Genomic DNA, 18,663 nt, shown 5'->3' with positions numbered 1-18,663 from the left:
AGCTACAACTTGCGAGGCAGGGCACCGGCAGGGTCAATGATCTAGCTAGGCTAAGACTTGGCTATTATGACACGCTACGCCGGGATGAAGAACCGCGCGAAATATAGCAGGACGCGCGCGCGTGTCATAGTCGTAAGCCTACCCCCCCCACGGGGGAAATCGCGCACTTGGTTGGTCGGAGTTGCCCCCTCTCAGATCTCTAGCAAAAATAGGCCGTAGGCGGCAGCGCTAGCGCTAGCTAGACTGGCAATCTGAAGCGATCGGAGCGCAAATGAACGAAGATGTTTGCAACATAGTCCAGGGCAGCAAAGACCCAGTCTTCAAAAGTAGCGTTGAATGCGCTAGAAATTTCGAGTGTCAAGCAGGGTGCGGGCAAATTCTGATTGAGGGGTATTATCCCGATTGTTTTGTGGAAATAGCCATAAGGTGCTTTAAATGCGGCGCAATTTCAAAAACTCCGCCGCTTGAAGACGGGGAGGTACTTACTACTATTATCACATCGGTGATCAAGGGTAGGTCTTACTTAATTGCTAGCACAATAGATTATTTTCCATCTGTAATTATGTCGGCACCTGAAGCGGTCGAAAAAGCACACGGTATGTGCCGGCCACTAGGAACAGAAGTAATTCGCCCGGTTGATGTAGCTTTACTAGATTTTACCAGAGCTAGATACGTAGAGTTAACGTCTGTAGACTACAATTCCCAGAAAAATGTGGTCAGGAAAAATGGGCCAAACGTTAGGTTTGAATACCCTTTGACTTGGGCGCTAGAGTCGCTTGGTCGGATTATGGAACAAGACGAGTCTAAGACAAGCCATGAAGCGCTAGTGGCGATACACATTATAGAACTTTTCAACAGCATATGCGATAGATGGGCCTTTAGCCATCGCTTTCCGGTAGTTGCCAAACAATTTGGGAATAAGAAGAATTTCTTTCACACTATATTCAGCTTAATGGCCGCTGATATGCTTACGTCAGACGGCGGAAGCATGGTCGGCCTGTCACTTGAAGACCAGCATGGCGTCCCAAACCCAGACCTCTATATAAGAAGAGGCGCTGCCGAGAAATTTCACCTGGAAGTGAAGGCGCCTGAGGAGTTTCAAATTATAACAGGCAGTACGGACGAGGGGCGGATAAAATCTCGGCTGCAGAAGGTTCTTAAGGGGTCATCTCGTCAGATCAATCGCAATAGCCGCGGTGTTCTTATCGTAGGAGCATCGATTGATGATAATGAAGCCGTTCGCAATCTTGAAAGATGGATGAGGAATCTTGTAAGATCAAGGGGGGCGTTCCACTCCGGATTGGCTGCCATGGTGATAATCGTTAGGCGTAGCGATGCCGAAGGCCCCTTTTACGAGATGATCAGCGCCACCAACGAGCATTATTCGTCGTTCAATCCATGGACATCGAGTTGAAGTGACACGTCCATTCAAATAGAACCAAATCCTAGCGCAACTGCCTCATTTCCGGTTAAGAAAAGCAGGTGTTTTTGCCGGTTTTGCGTTGTCCTTGAAATCATTCCGGGCAAATCGTTACCACGAGCTCTGCAACGCCATAGGCAAAGGGCCAAGCCTCCCAGCCCCTTGCCTTTGGCGTTAAACGAGTTGTCGGTGGAATAGACACGGCTGCTATTGCGCCGCCTATTCCTCAAGTGCGCTGATCGCTCGCCTTGCGGGCACCCGGATCAGGGAAGGTTGAGCTATGCTCTATGGCCCCGGCTCAGGCTCAAAGCCCTTGCCGCCAACCCGCATCGTTGTGCGGTTTAAGTGCGGTGAACCCGCTCGGTCGATGAGCCGAAGCTCAGATGGGGATGTGCAAGTTTGACGGCGCTTGCTGCCTCATGGGAACGCTCAAGGTACGTTCCGGTGAACCCGATGCTGCCTTGCCAGCCGGGGCGCTATACGGGGCGCGGTGGGCCAAATGCCCATAGCAGGCGCGATTGTCAATGCTCTTTGCTAACCGGCTTGTTCTGCTATTGTGCCTCCGAGGGGTTCGGCACAGCATGACGACACAAGGGAAGGATGGGCCTCCGATCTACAGGGTCACATGGGCATTTGTAGGCGCGCTCGTGGGCGGCGTTGTCGTCTGGGCGCTATCCACCCGCGAGTTGCGGGTTGTGCCCATAGGCGTGAGCTACGGCGATCTTGCGGCCATCGCCCTCACCGCCGTGACGGTGATCCTCGCGGTGTTCGGCCTGATCGCCGCGCTGGCAGCCCTGTACGGCTACAGGGCATTCATGAAAGTCTCTGCCGCCACCGCTGCAAACGTCGCGAAGGCGGAGGCGGTCGAGCAGATCAAGCTCTACATGACGGAAACTGCTGAGCCGGTCTTAGTGGAACAAGCTGAGAGGGTGGCATTGCGGGTGATAACCCCTCAGGCATTGCAGGAGCTGATCCGGGAACAGGTAAATGCTATGACCCTTGGAGATCAGCGCGACGTAGATTTAGATCAGGCCGAGGCGAGAATGGTAGACGCCGACACCCTCGACGACCTTGACCACGACGAAGATCAGACTGAGGAATAGCGGGCGATGCACACTACGGTCGCCGATAGCTGGCAATGGCATTCATTAACCTCCGACGTGAGAGAGGTAATTCAGCGGCATCAAAGGTCCGCTCCTGTTGACTTGGTTGGCCTTACTCGTGACCTAGGCCTAACTGTTAAAGCCGCTACCCTTGCGCCCGGAAAATCCGGCGAGATCAGGCCCTATGGACCGGATCGGTACATCATCCGGGTTAATCGTCATGACAATCCTGCACGACAGCGGTTTACCGTGGCTCATGAGATCGCGCACTACCTACTGCACCGCCCGCTGATCGGGACAGGCATATCCGATGATGCGCTCTATCGCTCCAATCAGTCCTCAAGCATTGAGGCTGAGGCTAACCGGCTCGCATCAGACATCATAATGCCAGCCAACTTGGTGAACAACGCTCTTGCGGTCGCACATACACTTGGTGTCACGGACGTTCGCGAAGCATTAGCTGACACCTTCAAGGTTTCGCCTGCCGCGATGGGCATCAAGCTGGGGATTGTTGATTAATGGCGCTGCGCGATCTTGCCTCCGTTCCCTACCTCCCGTTCTTATCGCTGCGCCCGGCAGAGATGCGCGCTTTACAGGAACTTCCGGACAGGACGAAGGACCACCTTCTTCCACTCGTCCACTTGCGTCCTTGGACAACTGCTCTCCAGCTTCAAAGTGCGTTGGATCGCCTTAATGAGGCATACGGCCCTCGCCCGACGGTCATCGCGGTTGGTGCAGCCGAGGGGTCAGGTAGCAAGCCGGTCCACGTTGACCTCGCTAGATTGCGGCATAAGGGAAGCGGCTACGCCAACTGGTGCGACTTCATAGCCAAGCCCGGACACGAGCACTTTATCCCCGCCGTCCAGCTTGAGGCCTTTGATGAAGTAGACCAGCAAGTGACCTGCTTCTACGAGCTTGGAAGAGGGATTGTAGTAGTCGTACCTAAGGCCGCATACGCGGCACTTGGGGCTATCGCCACTAAAATTGGTCTACTAACGAACGGCGGGGTCGATACCTGCTTCGTCTTAGATGAGGAATACGTCGCAAATGACCCGCTAGAGCGCGCAGTTTTTGTTGTTAATCACTGCCGAAACATCAGGCAGTCATGCCCGGTAGCCTCGATAGCGATTTCAGGTTCATCGTTCCCCGACAACTTCAAGTCTGTCACTGCGAAGCTCATACTTGAGCGCCTCCTGTTTGATGAAGTCGCGTCCAAGATAGGAACTTGGGGGATGATCTATAGCGACAGAGGGAGCGCGCGATACGAGCGCCAAAAGGGCGGCGGCGGGCAACCTGCACCGAGGATAGACTACCCACTCCCGTACGACTGGCGCTTCTACCGCAGCGACCTTGATGGCTTCGATGGCTACGCCGAGCAAGCTAGGATGTTGCTTCGCGCTCAACCTTCCGTGTTCGACCCCGCACTCCGTATCTGGGGTACGCTGATGATTGAGCGCACGGCAGGCGGTGACAGTTCAGCAATCAAAACTCCCGCCCGATCTACCGCTGTCCGCATCAACATTCACCTCCAGCGGCAGACTTTCATCAACGATCCGGCTTCGCTCTACGACACCGAGGACGATTGGAAGGGCGGGTGATCCGGCCCAGCCACCGCAACTCGCGCCGCCCATGCAACCCATCGGCGCTCCTCCTCAGCCGCCGCAATACGCCCCTGCACTCGTTGTTCGTGGAAGCGGCTAAGTATGGTCAAGTCGTCGCGGCGGATTGTTCGCCCTCGCACGGCTTCCCAGAACTTCGCACTAGTGGCGGCGTACCGTTGTTTGAAGGCCGTCTCAAACTCGCATCGGGCAGCTTCATGAACATCCGCGCCGGTCGCCAAGCGCTTTATCGCGCGGCGCTCCTCCTCTGCGGTCAACAGCCCCAAAAGGGTGTGACCAACAACATCATTGGGCTTCCCCTGCGTCAAACAAGCAAGCCCGTCTGGCTGCCGATAAGTCCATACCTGCGCACCGCATAGGTTCAGGGTTTCAAGGCCAGCCTCGTGCTTAGATGCTACGACAAGGATGGTTTGGTCGAAGTACCGCGAGTAGCCGTCCATCTGGCTGGGGAGCCGCTTGAGCGTGTCGGACGCGCTCTTGATCTCTACCCCAAGGAAACAATCACTCAGGACGGCTAGATCGGCTCTGATACCAGTGCCATTCAGCGAAAACTCGCTAGCGATCACCGGCAAGGCGCGGCCCCGAGACGCGCGGCGAACCCACGCCAGCACTTCTACCTTGAAGTCGATCTCGTCCATCGCGTGTCTCATGACGGCGCGCCGATGGCCATCGGCAACCCGCGTGTCAACACTGAGCCTCCGCCATCGACCTGTCCATAGGATTGCAGGAGGTTGGGACGCGCTCAGTCGATCACAAAGCGGGGTAGCTTGGCCATGGCATCGTTCATAGCTTGGAGCGACACGCGGCCATACGTCTGCCCAACGCTCCTGGGCGCATGGCCTTGGATTGCATCAGCAACCCGCTCTGGCATCCCCGCGTCCCCTGCGCGCGTCTTAAAAAGATGCCGCCATCCGTGGTTCGGCTGCACGTTCGGGTCGGTTATGCCAGCGGCATCCCGGACCCACCCGGCTAACAGTTCTCCAACCTTCTTGACGTGGCGGTTCCCCGGACCCGGCTTACGCACCCTGCCCGGATCGTAGAACAGTGGCCCACTATCGCCCCCGGTCGCAACGCCGGGGAACCCCTGCTCGATAAGATGCGGGTGCAACGGCACCGTGCGGGCTTGCCCGGACTTGACCGTGCCCGCCTCAGGCGTGATGCGGATGGTCCAAATGCCGTCCAATTCGGCAACGTCACTGCCGCGAAGCTGGCTTATCTCGTTCACTCGCGCGCCAGTGTACGCGCACAGCCACGGTATCCACCGCCGGGCGCGCTGCATGAACACAGATACGCCGTCCTGCTCCTTCATCGTCTCGGACAGGATGGTCTTGGCTTCATCGGCGGTGAAGTCGCGCTCGCGGAGCTTCGCCTTGCGAGGCACCCGCACGTCCACCATAGCCGCCACATTCTGGGCCAGCTTCCGCTTGCTGATGGCGTAGTTCAGGGTCGAACGCAGAGCCGATATGTACTTGTCCTTGACCGTCCGGGCTGATCGCGGCCCGCCTCGCTTGGTCTTTTCCGCCAAGAGGAAGTCACGCCAGCCGTCAATGTCCTCCACGGTGATGCGGGCGGCATCATCATGCCCTAAATACCGGACCAGCGCCCGCATGTTGCCGCGCCACTCATTGGCCGTCACGGCCTTCATGCCCTGCTCGATAGCGTAGGCGTCGAATAGCTCGATGAGCGGTAGCGCGGGCTGCGCTGGAACGGCTTCCTTCGGAGTGGACGCCTGTTGCCGCTCCTCCTCCCTCTCCCGCATGATGTCTTTCAGGATGGCGTGCACCGGATCGAGTTCCGACGTGGAGAAGGCTCCAGCCGTCTCCTCCATCTGCTCTCTCAAACGCTGCCTCGCCTCGCGCCTGTCAGCGCGCTCCTGAGCAAGCCGAGCCGAAAGAGCACTCGACATGCCGGGGAAGCGGGATCGGCTCTCAGCAGGCTTCCCTGCCCCGGCATCGCCGCCGTGCTCAGCCAACGCCTTTCTTGCCGCCACCATCTCGGCATCCGTGGACATCGTGAGCGGGGGAATAGCCAGTTTGGCGTCGGCACGATCCTTCGTGCGCAGTGAGATCATCCACTCCCGCCGACCGTCGAGAAAAGGCCGCAGTTCCTCAGGCACGACCCGCCGAAAATAGTAGGTCGCGCCGCGCTTGGAGAGGTGGGTGCACATCGTTGTCGCCTCTGTTACGTTTGTAACAGGCGTCCGTCAAAAAGTGGCTGATTTGCTGAGGTTTTCAGCCTTCTCAGTAGCTTAGAGAAGGGTGGTGCCGCTTACAGGACTCGAACCTGTGACCCCCGCATTACGAATGCGATGCTCTACCAGCTGAGCTAAAGCGGCCTACCACGCACCGCATGCGGTGCGTCGTGGAGGCGGCGCTTAGCAGCGGGAAATGCGGCTGACAAGCGCTTCGCGGCTTTACCGTGCGTTTACCATCCATGGCGCAAAAGCGATCCCGCGATTCGGCTCAATGACAGGCCGCTCGCCGGGACGATGAGCATGGACAGCGCGCGCGGCTACGACGATCTTCGCCAGGACGACGACCCCACCGAGGGCGGCGTGGGCGAACCGCACGCGCCGATCGGCCCCGACGAGCGCCGGATGCATGTCCGCGCGTACAATCACTGGGTGTCGCTGCTGCGCGATCGTCCCTATCCGTCGATCGACGATCTGGAGCCCGACAGCATCGCCGATTTCGGCCCGCACAGCGTGCTGCTCGACTTCTCGGCCGGGGTCGAGGATCCCGCGATCCAGTATCTCGGCCGCACCCTGCGCGAGGAATGCGGGCTGGACCAGTCGATCACGCGCATCGCGGAGGTGCCGTCGCGCTCGCTGCTGTCACGGCTGACCGATCATTACCTGCAGATCATCGCCAATCGCGCGCCGATCGGCTTCGAGGCGGAATTCACCGGCACGCGCGGCCACAACACCATGTATCGCGGCATCCTGATGCCGTTCTCGTCGGACGCGCAGACGATCGACTATATCTACGGCGTCATCAACTGGAAGGAATTGGCGCCGGCCGTCGATCAGGCCGGCCTGGACGCGGAGCTTGCCGTCGCACTGCGCGCGCCGCGCCACGATCCGGTGCCCGGCGGCGTCTGGGCGGATGGCCCCTGCGCGGCGGGGCCGGAGGACGAGCCCGCGTACGAACCCGCACTTGCCACCCTGGACGATCGCCTCGCCGCCGCGCGCGACAGCGCCGCCGCTGCGCGCGCCGCGCATATCCGCAGCCACGCCGCGCTGTACCGCGCGCTGGGTCGCGCGCACGACGTCGCGCTCGCCGCCGACGAGGATCCCGCGCGACTGGCGATCCTCCTTGAGGAGGCCGGCATCCGTCCGCAGGCCCGCGCGCCGATGACCGCGATCGCCAAGCTCGTCTTCGGCACCGATCATGACAAGACCCGGCTGGCAGAGGCGGCGGCCGTACTTGCCTGGGCGCAGCGCACCGGCATCGGTGAGGGCGCGCTGGCCCACGCGCTCGAACGCGTCGAGGGCGGCGTGAAGGGGATCGTCGCGGCCGAGCGCGCCACGCGTCGGCCCGATGCGCCAGCGTCCGCGCTGCCGCTCGCCGATCGCGCCGTGCTCGCCGAACTCGCGATCGACAGCGGGCTGGACGAGGGCGCACCCGTCGTCCTGCTCGGACGCGCAACCGCGCACGGCATCGTCGTCGTCGGCGCGATCGGTGACGATGCGCGGCTCGCCGAACAGGTGCTGCGCCGCCTTTCCTGACGCAGATCCAGCGCGTCTGATAGGTCGTTCGTCATCGCGGACGTGACCCGCCATCCGGCCGCCCGGCCGGCCCGGCCCGGAGGCGAACGCCGTGCCTGAGGTCGTGCATGCCGGCGTCGCATGTCGTTGGCGCGCCGGCCGCGATGCCCCTCCCCTAACCCCTTCATGATGCAGTGCGGCAAGCCTTGAGGTAGCCCGTCAAGGGGCGCATAGCGGCGTCATGGCGGAAAAGTCTCTTCAGATACTGTCTGCGGCGCTGGCGGCGCGGCTCACCTATCGCGCACTGCCGGGCGAACTCGCCGGCTTCGGCGAGGACAAGCAGGCGGAGGCCGCGGCCTTCCTCGCGCAGACCGCGGCGGTGCGCCCCGCGGGTACGCCGGCGCTCGCACTGGAACAGCTGCCCGGCGACGGCGCGCGCCGTCGCATGCGGCTGGCGATCGTCAACGACGACATGCCGTTCCTGGTCGATTCGGTGGCCGCCGCGATCGGGGACCGCGACATCGCGGTCGATCGCGTCATCCACCCGGTGGTGCGCGTCACCCGCGATGCCGAGGGGCGGCTGACCGGGATCGAGGATGCCGACGGCCGACCCGAATCGATGATCTACGTCGAACTGGAACGCGTCGACGCGCGTGACCGGCGCGCACTGACCGATGAGATCGAGCGACTGCTCGCCGACGTCCGCGTCGCGGTACGCGACTGGCGGGCGATGCAGGGCACGCTGGCCGCCGACGCCGGTGTGATCGACGATGTCGGCGGCGATCCGGAAGGTGCGGCGCTGCTGCGCTGGTTCCTCGATCGCCACTTCACGCTGCTCGGGCACGAACGCTGGCATGCGGACGGCCATGCGGACCCGGTCGCGTCGCTCGGCATCGTCACCAACGATCATGAGGTGCCGATCCTCGCCGATCGTTCGCGGCGGCTGGCGGTCGACTATTTCGCGGCGGGCAATTCCGCGCCGCTGTTGCTGAAATCCAGCCTGATCTCGCCGGTCCATCGCCGCGTGCCGCTGGATCTGCTGGTGGTGCCGATCCACACCGGCGGGCGCGTCACCGGCCTGTCGATCCATGCCGGGCTGTGGACGTCCGCCGCGCTCAACGCGCCCCCGCGCAGCGTGCCGGTGCTGCGTCAGCGGCTGGCGGGCAGCGAGGCGAAGTTCGGCTTCGATCCCGCCGGCCACACCGGCAAGGCGCTGACCCACGCCATCGCCACGTTGCCGCACGACCTGATGATCGCGGTCGACGCCGCGTCGATGGAGGAACTGGCGCTCACCGCGATGAGCCTGGCGGATCGTCCCCGGCCCAAACTGGTGCTGGTCCCCTCCCCGCTCGGCCGCCACCTCTATGCTTTCGTGTGGCTGCCGCGCGATGAGATGACGACGGCGCGCCGCATCGCGATCGGTGAGATGCTGAGCGATGCCGCCAATGGTCAGGTGCTCAACTGGTCGACCAGCGTCGAGGATGGCCGTGTCGCGCTCCTGCGTTACACGATCGACCTGCGCGGCGCGGGCGTGCTGCCCGATGCGATGATGCTCGACGCCGCTCTCGAAAAGATGGTGCGCGGCTGGGCGCCGTCGATCGAGGCCGCGCTCACCGAAGAGGTCGGGCCGGCCCGGGCCGCGCGCCTTGCGCTGCGCCACGCCGCCGCCTTCCCCCCGCGCTATCGCACGGGTGCCTCCGCTGACGAGGCGGCGCGCGATATCGTCTCGATCGCCAATCTCGACGGCGACGCCGATCGTGAAGTGCGCTTCACCGCCGGCGGCGACGGCATGCTCCACCTCAAGATCTATCGTCAGGGCGGCGCGCTGGCGCTGTCCGACGCGGTGCCCGCGCTGGAGCATTTCGGGTTCCGCGTGATCGAGGAGATGCCGACCGCGCTGACCGACGAGGAACGCAGCTCGATCCACGACTTCACGCTCGAAACCAGCGCCGACGTGCCCGCCGTTCTCGCCGCCGCCGACACGCTGCAGGAAGCGCTGGCGCAGGTGCTGGAGGGTCGCGCAGAGGATGACGGTTTCAACCGGCTGATGCTGGAGGCCGGGCTGTCGCCCTCCGCGGTGGTGCTGTTCCGCGCATGGTATCGATATCTCCGGCAGGCGGGGATGAGCTACGGCCCGGCGAACGTCGTCGACACGCTCACCCGCGTCCGTGACGTCACCCACGCCCTGATCGACCGGTTCACCGCGATCCACGATCCCGCCTCGACGCTTGACGCCGATGCCGCGCAGGGCGTGATCGACGCCGGGCTGGATGCGGTCACCGGCATCGACGACGATCGTATCCTGCGCGCCTTCCGCGCGGTGATCGATGCCACGTTGCGCACCAATGCCTTCACGGATGCCGCAAACGAGGCGCTGGCTTTCAAGCTGGACAGCGCGAGGATTCCGGGCCTTCCCGCCCCGCTGCCGTGGCGTGAGGTGTGGGTCTATTCGCCGCGGGTCGAGGGTATCCACCTGCGCGCCGGCCCGGTTGCGCGCGGCGGGTTGCGCTGGTCCGATCGCCGCGACGATTTCCGTACCGAGATCCTCGGGCTGATGAAGGCACAGCGGGTCAAGAACGCGGTCATCGTGCCGACCGGTGCGAAGGGCGGCTTCTACGCCAAGCAACTCCCCGCTCCGTCCAATCGCGACGCGTGGCTGGCGGAGGGGACCGAGGCCTATCGCATCTTCATCCGCACCTTGCTGTCGATCACCGACAATATCGTCGCGGGCGAGGTGGTGCATCCCGAAGGGGTGACGATCCTCGACGGGCAGGATCCGTACTTCGTCGTCGCGGCGGACAAGGGCACCGCCACGTTCAGCGACGTGGCGAACCGCATCGCGCTCGATCGTGATTTCTGGCTGGGCGACGCCTTCGCCAGCGGCGGGTCGCAGGGCTACGACCACAAGGCGATGGGCATCACCGCCAAGGGCGCGTGGGTCTCGGTCCAGCGCCACTTCGCCGAACGCGGGCTGGACGTGCAGTCCGAGCCGATCCGCATCGTCGGCTGCGGCGACATGTCGGGTGACGTGTTCGGCAACGGCCTGCTGCTGTCGAAGGCGGTGAAACTGGTCGCGGCGTTCGACCACCGCCACATCTTCCTCGATCCCGATCCCGACCCCGCGACCAGCTGGGCGGAGCGCGCGCGCATGTTCGCGCTGCCGCGCTCCAGCTGGGCTGATTACGACACGGCGCTGATCTCCGCCGGTGGCGGGGTGTTCGCGCGCGATATGAAGTCGGTGCCGTTGTCGCCACAGGTGCAGGCCGCGCTCGGCATCGCCGCCGACCGGCTGGAACCGGCCGCGCTGATCTCCGCGATCCTGAAAAGCCCCGCCGACCTGATCTGGTTCGGCGGCATCGGCACCTATGTGAAGGCGGCGGCGGAAAACAACGCCACCGTCGGCGATCCCGCCAACGACCGGCTGCGCGTCGATGCCGAGGAATTGCGCGCCATCGCGATCGGCGAGGGTGCGAATCTGGGCGTCACCCAGGCGGCGCGCATCGCCTTCGCCGCGCGCGGCGGGCGGATCAACACCGACTTCATCGACAATTCGGCGGGCGTCGACTGCTCGGATAACGAGGTCAACATCAAGATCGCGCTCAACCGCGAGATGATCGAGGGCCGGCTGTCGTTCGAGGATCGCAACACCCTGCTCGGCAGCATGACCGACGACGTCGCGCATCTGGTGCTGGAGGACAACCGCCTCCAGACGCTCGGCCTGTCGATCGCGGAGGGCGGCGGCGCGCAGGCGCTGCCCAGCTATGTCCGCCTGATCGAGGTGTTCGAGGAAGCCGGCCGGCTCGACCGGCGGGTCGAGGGGCTGGCCGGCAACACCGACCTGCTGCGCCGCACCGGCGAGGGCCGCGGGCTGACCCGCCCGGAACTCGCGGTGCTGCTCGCCACTGCCAAGCTGTCGCTGCAGGACTCGATCGAGCAATCGCCGCTCGGCGACGATCCCGCGCTGCTGCCCGACCTCCACGCCGCCTTCCCGCGCGCGATGCAGGACCGGTTCGCCGCCGCGATTGACGCGCACCGGCTGCGTGGCGAGATCGTCGCGACGAAGCTCGCCAATCGCATCATCAACCGCATCGGCATCCTCCACCCCTTCGAACTTGCCGAGGAAGAGGGCGCGACCCTGTCGGACATCGCGGCGATGTTCGTCGTCGCGGAGCGTCAGTTCGATCTCGCCGCGCTGTGGCAGGCGATCGAAACGACCGCGATGCCCGAAAGCGGTCGCCTCGCGCTGTTCGACGAGGTCGCGGTGGCGGTGCGCTCGCAGATCGCCGACCTGCTGCGCGCCACGGCCCCCGGTACGATGCCGTCCACCGCGCTCGCGCGTCTGTCGGGCGGCATCGCGCGGCTTGAGGCGGCCACCGACGACCTGTTGCTCGACGAGACGCGCGCCCATTCGCGCCGCATCGCCGACACGCTGGAGGCGGCCGGCGCGCCGCACGATCTTGCGTTGCGGGTGGTGCGATTGTTCGAGATGGACGGCGCGGTCGGCCTCGCCGACCTCGGCGAGCGCGCAGGCATCGACGAAACGCCGCTCGCGCGCGCCTTCACCCGCCTTGGCGAGGGGCTGGGGCTGGACTGGGCGCAGGGCACCGCCACGCGCATCAACCCCAGCGACCCCTGGGAGCGGCTGTTGATCGCCGGCCTCGCCCGCGATTTCCAGCAACTGCGCCTCGACTTCCTCGGCCGTGGCGGCGGCACCGATCCGGAGGCGCTGGTCGATGAGTGGCTGGCCCGCAACGCCGCGCGCGTCGGTCAATTCCGCGCCGTCATCGATCGCGCGCGCAACGCGCAGGCACCCAATGCGGCGATGCTGGCGCAGATCGCGGGTCAGGCCCGCGTGCTGCTGGGACGCTGAACCGACGCGTCCTGCCCGTCACTCCGGCCCCGCGCCGGGGTGACGCGGCCCGCTGCCCCACAGGGTAGCCCGGCACCCCGCCGTTGATGCAGATCACCCAGAAAAAGCGGCGTTTTATAACGCTAGCTCAACAACTTATCGTGCCCTGATCGGTTGCCCCACCGCACCATAAGCGGAGAAGCAGCATGTATTATCACGACAGGCGTCTTCAATATCCCGTCACCGTCGAGAAGCCCGACCCCGCCTTCGCGCGGATGTTGCAGCAGGCGATCGGCGGCGTGGAGGGCGAGATCCGCGTCTGCATGCAATATTTCTTCCAGGCGTGGGGCAATCGCGCACCGACCTCCAAATATCGCGACATGCTGCTCCACACCGCCACGGAGGAGATCGGCCATATCGAGATGCTGGCGACGGCGGTCGCGCTCAACCTGGACAAGGCACCAGCCTCGCTTCAGGAAGAAGGCGCGGCGGACGGCATCGTCGGCGCGGTGATGGGCGGCGGCAACGGCCGGCAGGAGATCGAGGGGCTGATCCACAAGAACCTGCTGTCCGGCGGGCTGGCGGCCATGCCGATGGACTCCGATGGCGTGCCCTTCAACATGAGCCACATCTACGCCAGCGGCAACGTCGCGGCGGACATGTATTGCAACGTCGCGGCGGAAAGCACCGGCCGCGTGCTGGCGGTGCGGCTGTTCAACGCCGCGCATGACGAGGGCATGAAGAAGATGCTCCACTACATGATCGCGCGTGACACGATGCACCAGCAACAATGGCTGGCGGTGATCGAGGAACTGGGCGGCACGGCCAATCTGCCGATCCCCAATTCCTTCCCGCAGGAAATGGAAGATCAGGAGAACAACTACAATTTCTACGCCACGGCGGCGGACGGCACCTATCCGGAAGGGCGCTGGACCAGCGGTCCGTCGATCGACGGGCGCGGCGAGTTCACCGTCTTTCCGAACCGTCCGCTCGGCGAGGAACCGATCCTCGGCCCGGCACGCCCGGACAGCGGCGCGCAGGACGAGCAGATCGGCTGACGCACACGGTGCCGGGCGGGGTTCGCCCCGCCCGGTCGCCCCCGGCCGACCCCGGCACGTCCCGAAACCGGTCGCGGCGCATCCCAAGAAATCGGTGGCGCGCCCCCGCCCGCTCTGACATGCCGCGACAACGGCAAAGGGGGCTAACATGCTGAGTGCGCTGGCGAACAAGATCATGAACCGCTTCGGCGTGGAGGCGGTACGCGCCGCGACGTTCGGCAATTTCCTGCGCACCCGCGACATCGACCTCGTGGTCGACGTCGGCGCGAACCTCGGCCAATTCGCGGAGGGCGTGCGCGAACGCGGCTTCACCGGGCGGCTGCATTCGTTCGAGCCAGTCGGCAAGGTGTTCAAGGCACTGGAACAACGCGCCGCCAGTGACCCGAAATGGACGGTCACGCGCGCTGCGCTGGGCGCCGCGCCCGGCGCGGTCGAGATCAATCTTTACGACAACCACACGCTCAACTCGCTCCACGCGCTGGACGACGTTACCGCGCGGCGACTGGCGGTCGATCCGACCGTGCTGGGAACCGAGACGGTGCCGATGACCACGCTCGACGCCGCGCTCGCCGGCGATCCCGCACGGTCGATCCTGCTCAAGATCGACACGCAGGGCCACGAACGCGCGGTGCTGGAGGGTGCGGGCGAAACGCTGGCGCGTACCTCCGCGCTGCTGCTCGAACTGCCGGTGGTCGCGCTCTACGAGGGGATCTGGACCTTCAACGAGGCGCTGGCGCAGATCGATGCGCTCGGCTTCACCCCGGCGCAATTCCGCACCGTCAACACGATGCGCGACGATCCCGCCTGCGCGATCGAGTTCGACTGCCTGTTCCGCCGCAAGTAACCACTAACCGTCGAACGCACGGTCCGGACCGCATCGACGGACCGTTCACGACTTCATGCCGCGCCCGTCGCCGGACGCCGCTATTACCGAATGTCGCTCCGGCGGCATCGCCCGACACCGGCAGCCGGACCTGCTTCGGCGTGACGGTCAACGCCGTCAATCGACCGCCCGGCCCTTGCTTCGGGCCGGATCGGCGTTCGGCGCGCCGCAGGTGTCGGACTGATCGCCGATGAAGATGATCCATCGGCTCGGGCAAACCTCACTCGCACGATCGGCCGGCTTTGCCTCGTCCGCCCGTCATTGCGAGTACGACGAGGCGATCCGGCGTTTCGCACGACGTCTCGGCTTGCACCGCGACCCTCGCGATGACGGCGCTTGCAGGCAGACCGGCCGAATGTCGGCCCTCTCCTAGACCTCGGCCCAGCGTCGCAGCAGATTGTGGTACACACCCGTCAGTTGCACCGTGGCCGCCGCGCCATGCCCCTGCGCCGCCGCCACCGCCTGCACGCCACGATCGAGATCGAACAGGATGCGCCGCGCCCCGTCGTCGCGCACCATCGACTGTATCCAGAAGAAGCTCGCCAGCCGCACCCCGCGCGTGACAGCGGCGACGCGGTGCAGGCTGGATGCCGGGTACAGCACCATATGCCCCGCCGGCAGCTTCACCTCCTGCACCCCGAACTGATCCTCGATCACCAGTTCGCCGCCGTCATAGGTGCCCGGATCCTGGAGGAACAATGTCGCGGACAGGTCACTGCGGATCCGGAAGTCGCTGCCGCGCTTCATGCGGATCGCATTGTCGACGTGCAGGCCAAAATCCTCACCGCCCTCATATCGGTTGAACAGCGGCGGGAAGACCTTGGCCGGCAACGCCGCCGCCACGAACAGCGGCGCGCGCCCCAGCGCATCAATGATCGCGGCCCCCGCCTCGCGCGCCGCCGCGCCGTCCTCGGGCAATTGGCGATTGCGCTTGGCCAGCGCGGCCTGCGGCCCGGACGTGGCGTTGCCGTCGATCCACTCGCCCGCTTCCACCACGCCGCGCACCCGCGCCAGCGTCGCGGCATCGAGAACGTCGGGAATGGCGATCAACATGGCGATACGTCCGATAGATGGGTGCGTGATGGCCAGCGTAGCGCAGCGATCCGCACCGGCATACGCCGTGCTTCGATTTGCCGGGTCGCCATGCGCCTCGCGTGGCCGGCGCCGCGGCGCGACTCCGCCCGATCCGACCGCGCCACAACCATCACCCCGGATCACGTCCGGGGTGATGGTCGGCCGGACGTCAGAAGCTGTAGAACACGCTCAGCACCGCCTGCCGCCGGTCGCCGGGCATCGCCCAGCCGCCGGTCACGACGCCGCTGGCGTTCAGGTTGTTGCGCACGTTGGTCAGATATTTTTCGTCGGTGAAGTTCTGGACGTTCAGCTGCATCGTCAACCCCTCGCGGAAGCTGTACGCCATATAGGCGCGATGGATCAGGTAATCGTCCGCCTTCAGCAACGTCGCATTGGCAAGGTTCGGCACATAGGTCGTGATCGCCCCCTGATAGGTCAGGCCGTAGCCGACCTCCAGGCCGAACGGCAGCTTGTAGGTGGTGAACAGGCTGCCCGAATGCGGCGGTGTCTGCACCAGCCGCCGGTCGCGCTGCGGATCGGGGTTGGCCACGCTGTTGCCGCAGCCGGGGCCACCCGGCCGCGCCAGGCAGAAGTCCGATACCGATTGCAGCACCTTGCTGTCGAGATAGGTGTAATTGGCGAAGATCATCCATGCGGGCGTGACGTTGCCCGATACGCCCAGCGCGATACCATCGACGCGGCTGCGCCCGTCCAGAACCTGCACCGTCGGCAGCGCGGGGTCGTTCGATGGAATGCGGTAATTGGTCCGCTCGTTGCGGAACACCGCCGCGGTCAATTCCAGCCGACGCCCGAACAGCCCGGCCTTCGCGCCGATCTCGTAATTCTTCGCGGTCTCCGGTGCGACGTCGCACGTGCTGGTCACCACCGTGCCCGACACGCTGGTGCAGCCCAGCCGCACCGTCGCCGAAGACGGCGTCTTGGCATTGCCATAGCTGGCGTACAGGCTGACATCCTGCACGGGATGATAGACCAGCCCGGCGCGGTAGGAGAACAGCCGCTCGTTGTTACGCTGGCCCAACTGCGCGGGCAACGGCTGGGTCACTCCCGGTGCGACGGGGATCGGCAGCTGGTTGAACTCGGCAAGCTGCTGTTCCCAACGCACGCCGCCGTTCAGCTCGAAATGCCGGCCCAGTTCCAGCGTGTCGAAGGCGTAGACCGCGACGTTGCGCGTCGACGATTGCGCTCGCGACGTCGTCACGTTGTTGATCGGTCCGCGGTATACCGTGTCCGGGTTGCTGATCGCCAGCACCGGCAGCGGCGTCGTCGCCGATCCGTCCGCGTTGCGCAGCAGCGATCCCGCCGCGATCTTGTAATCCTCGACCATCATCGACACGCCGATGTTGGCGACGTTGCGGATGCTTCCCTCCGCGCCATGTTCCAGCCGCAGGTCGGTCTGGTTGGCGAACAGCTGGTTCTCCTGATCGCGCAACAGCCCGCGCGGGCCGGACGGCAGCCACTGGCCGGGGCGTAACGTCGTGGGGCACCCCGAGCCTGACGTGCCACCCGCCACCTGCACCGGCTGCGTGCCGCTCGCCAGACAGAAGGTGCCTTGTGGCGCACTGGTCACGCTATACTGCGCGACGCGCTGCCACCGCGTCAGGTTGCGGACCGACAGATGATCGTTGACCGAATGGCGCAGCGTCGCGGTCAGGCGGTCGATGTTCACGTCCTGCCGGTCGAGGTTGCGATAACCGTAATAATCGCTGCGATCCGCGCCGGTGATTAACCCGCCGACCAGATCGTTGTTGTAGTAAGGCACGCCGTACAACGGCGTGTTGCGATCCTCCTGATGGACATAGGCCAGCGTCAGGCTGGTCGGCGTGCCCATGCCGATCGTCACCGCCGGCGCCACGCCCCATCGCTCATACTTCTCCACGTCGCGGCCCGGCACGCCGTTGCGGTGGTACACCCCGTTCAATCGCACGCCGACCATGTCGGTGACCCGCTCGTTCGCGTCGATCGCGGCGCGGTAATAGTCGTCGGTGCCGATCGCGGCCTGCGCGATGGTCAGATCCTCGGGGCGCGGTTCCTTGCTGACCAGATTGATCGTGCCGCCGACCGATCCCGATCCGTTGAACACCGAATTGGCGCCATTGTAGATCTCGATCTGCTGCAGGTTGAACGGATCGGTGCGGCTGTACTGCGCGCTGTCGCGGATGCCGTCGATCGTGATGTCGTTGTTCGCCGAAAATCCGCGCAGGTTGATGCTGTCGCCATAGCCTCCGCCGCCTTCGCCCGCGCCGAAGGTGATGCCCGGGATCGTCTGCAACGCATCGCGCAGCGTCAGCAGGTTCTGCTTGCGCAGGGTCTGGTCCGAAATCACCGTCACCGTCTGTGGCATGTCGATCAGCGCCGACGTCGCCTTCGGGCTCTCCAGCTCACCCGGCCCCTGCACGCGCGCTCCGGTGACGACCACGTCGTCACGATCGATCCGTGCCCGGCCGTCCTGCGCGGCGGGCGCGCGGTCAGCCGCTTCGGCGGCGGCCGGCGCGCTGGCGATGAAGCCGATGCACGACAACGCAAGGAAGGATGTGGATGACGACGACATGATGACTGAGCCCCGCTTTTTCGTTGGGGCCAGCTATTGCGAGTGACTTTCAAAGTCAATCCTGATGCGAGTTATTCTCACCTCTGTCGCAAAATGTCGACGGATGTGCGACCAGCCACGAACGGATGGCGCTCGCGAGATTGGGTGGATCTCCCTGCGCGACACGCAGCGCATCGATCTGCGCGACCAGCGCCGACAGCGGCAGCGCCCGTTCGCGCGCCGCGCGTTCCAGCGCGCGCCAGAAAACCGGTTCGAGGCTGATCGACGTCGCATGCCCGGCGATCGTCACGGATCGCTTTACCGGCCCCACGAAGCCGCCTTCGGGCGCCGCAATCACGGTTCGCGCACCGCAATATATGCACCCGGCACAAGGCGGCTCCCG

Annotated in this window: 13 protein-coding genes and 1 tRNA gene; 8 read left to right on the top strand and 6 right to left on the bottom strand. The window is 64.6% G+C overall.

Annotation, left to right across the window (positions count from 1 at the left end):
• The first annotated feature begins 271 nt into the window (after positions 1–271).
• The 4 genes from ASE95_RS17645 to ASE95_RS10760 all read left to right on the top strand — a co-directional run bounded on the left by ASE95_RS17645 (position 272) and on the right by ASE95_RS10760 (position 4,121).
• Complete coding sequence (locus tag ASE95_RS17645; protein WP_156347972.1) at positions 272–1,414, top strand: hypothetical protein; 1,143 nt, start codon at positions 272–274, stop codon at positions 1,412–1,414.
• 653 nt (positions 1,415–2,067) lie between these two features.
• Positions 2,068–2,523, top strand: a complete 456-nt coding sequence (locus ASE95_RS10770) for a hypothetical protein (protein WP_156347971.1) — start codon at positions 2,068–2,070, stop codon at positions 2,521–2,523.
• 6 nt (positions 2,524–2,529) lie between these two features.
• The gene (locus ASE95_RS10765) at positions 2,530–3,042 is read left to right on the top strand and encodes an ImmA/IrrE family metallo-endopeptidase (protein WP_056635477.1); all 513 of its coding nucleotides are present in this window, start codon (positions 2,530–2,532) and stop codon (positions 3,040–3,042) included.
• Positions 3,042–4,121 carry a beta family protein gene (locus tag ASE95_RS10760; RefSeq protein ID WP_056635475.1) on the top strand — a complete coding sequence of 360 codons (1,080 nt, stop codon included), beginning with the start codon at positions 3,042–3,044 and terminating at the stop codon, positions 4,119–4,121. The genes ASE95_RS10765 and ASE95_RS10760 overlap by 1 nt, the downstream gene beginning before the upstream one ends.
• On the opposite strand, the gene ASE95_RS10755 is transcribed toward ASE95_RS10760, so the two are convergent.
• From ASE95_RS10755 to ASE95_RS10745, 3 genes are all read right to left on the bottom strand, one after another.
• A complete protein-coding gene (locus ASE95_RS10755) occupies positions 4,088–4,780 on the bottom strand; it encodes a hypothetical protein (RefSeq protein WP_156347970.1) in 693 nt (230 codons plus the stop codon). The two genes, ASE95_RS10760 and ASE95_RS10755, sit on opposite strands and share 34 nt — an antisense overlap.
• A 104-nt stretch (positions 4,781–4,884) precedes the next feature.
• Complete coding sequence (locus ASE95_RS10750; protein ID WP_056635469.1) at positions 4,885–6,309, bottom strand: DUF6538 domain-containing protein; 1,425 nt, start codon at positions 6,307–6,309, stop codon at positions 4,885–4,887.
• 92 nt (positions 6,310–6,401) lie between these two features.
• Positions 6,402–6,477 (bottom strand) — tRNA-Thr (locus ASE95_RS10745).
• Positions 6,478–6,636: 159 nt separating this feature from the next.
• Here ASE95_RS10745 and ASE95_RS10740 point away from each other — a divergent pair.
• The 4 genes from ASE95_RS10740 to ASE95_RS10725 all read left to right on the top strand — a co-directional run bounded on the left by ASE95_RS10740 (position 6,637) and on the right by ASE95_RS10725 (position 14,599).
• Positions 6,637–7,869 (top strand): PAS domain-containing protein, encoded by a 1,233-nt coding sequence (locus ASE95_RS10740; RefSeq protein ID WP_056635467.1) that lies wholly within the window; start codon positions 6,637–6,639, stop codon positions 7,867–7,869.
• 220 nt (positions 7,870–8,089) lie between these two features.
• Positions 8,090–12,718: an NAD-glutamate dehydrogenase gene (locus tag ASE95_RS10735; protein WP_056635464.1), complete on the top strand. Its 4,629-nt coding sequence runs from the start codon at positions 8,090–8,092 to the stop codon at positions 12,716–12,718.
• Positions 12,719–12,903: 185 nt separating this feature from the next.
• A complete protein-coding gene (locus tag ASE95_RS10730; RefSeq protein WP_056635459.1) occupies positions 12,904–13,755 on the top strand; it encodes a manganese catalase family protein in 852 nt (283 codons plus the stop codon).
• 148 nt (positions 13,756–13,903) lie between these two features.
• The gene (locus ASE95_RS10725) at positions 13,904–14,599 is read left to right on the top strand and encodes an FkbM family methyltransferase (protein ID WP_056635456.1); all 696 of its coding nucleotides are present in this window, start codon (positions 13,904–13,906) and stop codon (positions 14,597–14,599) included.
• A 408-nt stretch (positions 14,600–15,007) separates the two neighbouring features.
• Here the strand turns inward: ASE95_RS10725 and ASE95_RS10720 are convergent, their stop codons facing one another.
• The 3 genes from ASE95_RS10720 to ASE95_RS10710 all read right to left on the bottom strand — a co-directional run bounded on the left by ASE95_RS10720 (position 15,008) and on the right by ASE95_RS10710 (position 18,618).
• Complete coding sequence (locus tag ASE95_RS10720) at positions 15,008–15,691, bottom strand: Fe2+-dependent dioxygenase (RefSeq protein ID WP_056635453.1); 684 nt, start codon at positions 15,689–15,691, stop codon at positions 15,008–15,010.
• Between the two features lie 190 nt (positions 15,692–15,881).
• Complete coding sequence (locus tag ASE95_RS10715; protein ID WP_056635450.1) at positions 15,882–18,281, bottom strand: TonB-dependent receptor; 2,400 nt, start codon at positions 18,279–18,281, stop codon at positions 15,882–15,884.
• A gap of 55 nt (positions 18,282–18,336) precedes the next feature.
• Positions 18,337–18,618: a ribbon-helix-helix domain-containing protein gene (locus ASE95_RS10710; RefSeq protein ID WP_056635447.1), complete on the bottom strand. Its 282-nt coding sequence runs from the start codon at positions 18,616–18,618 to the stop codon at positions 18,337–18,339.
• Positions 18,619–18,663 lie beyond the last annotated feature (45 nt).

Source organism: Sphingomonas sp. Leaf231 (assembly GCF_001421995.1).
Classification (GTDB): Bacteria; Pseudomonadota; Alphaproteobacteria; order Sphingomonadales; family Sphingomonadaceae; genus Sphingomonas.
Note: the sequence above shows the minus strand (reverse complement) of the source record. Positions and strands in the feature narration are given on the sequence as shown.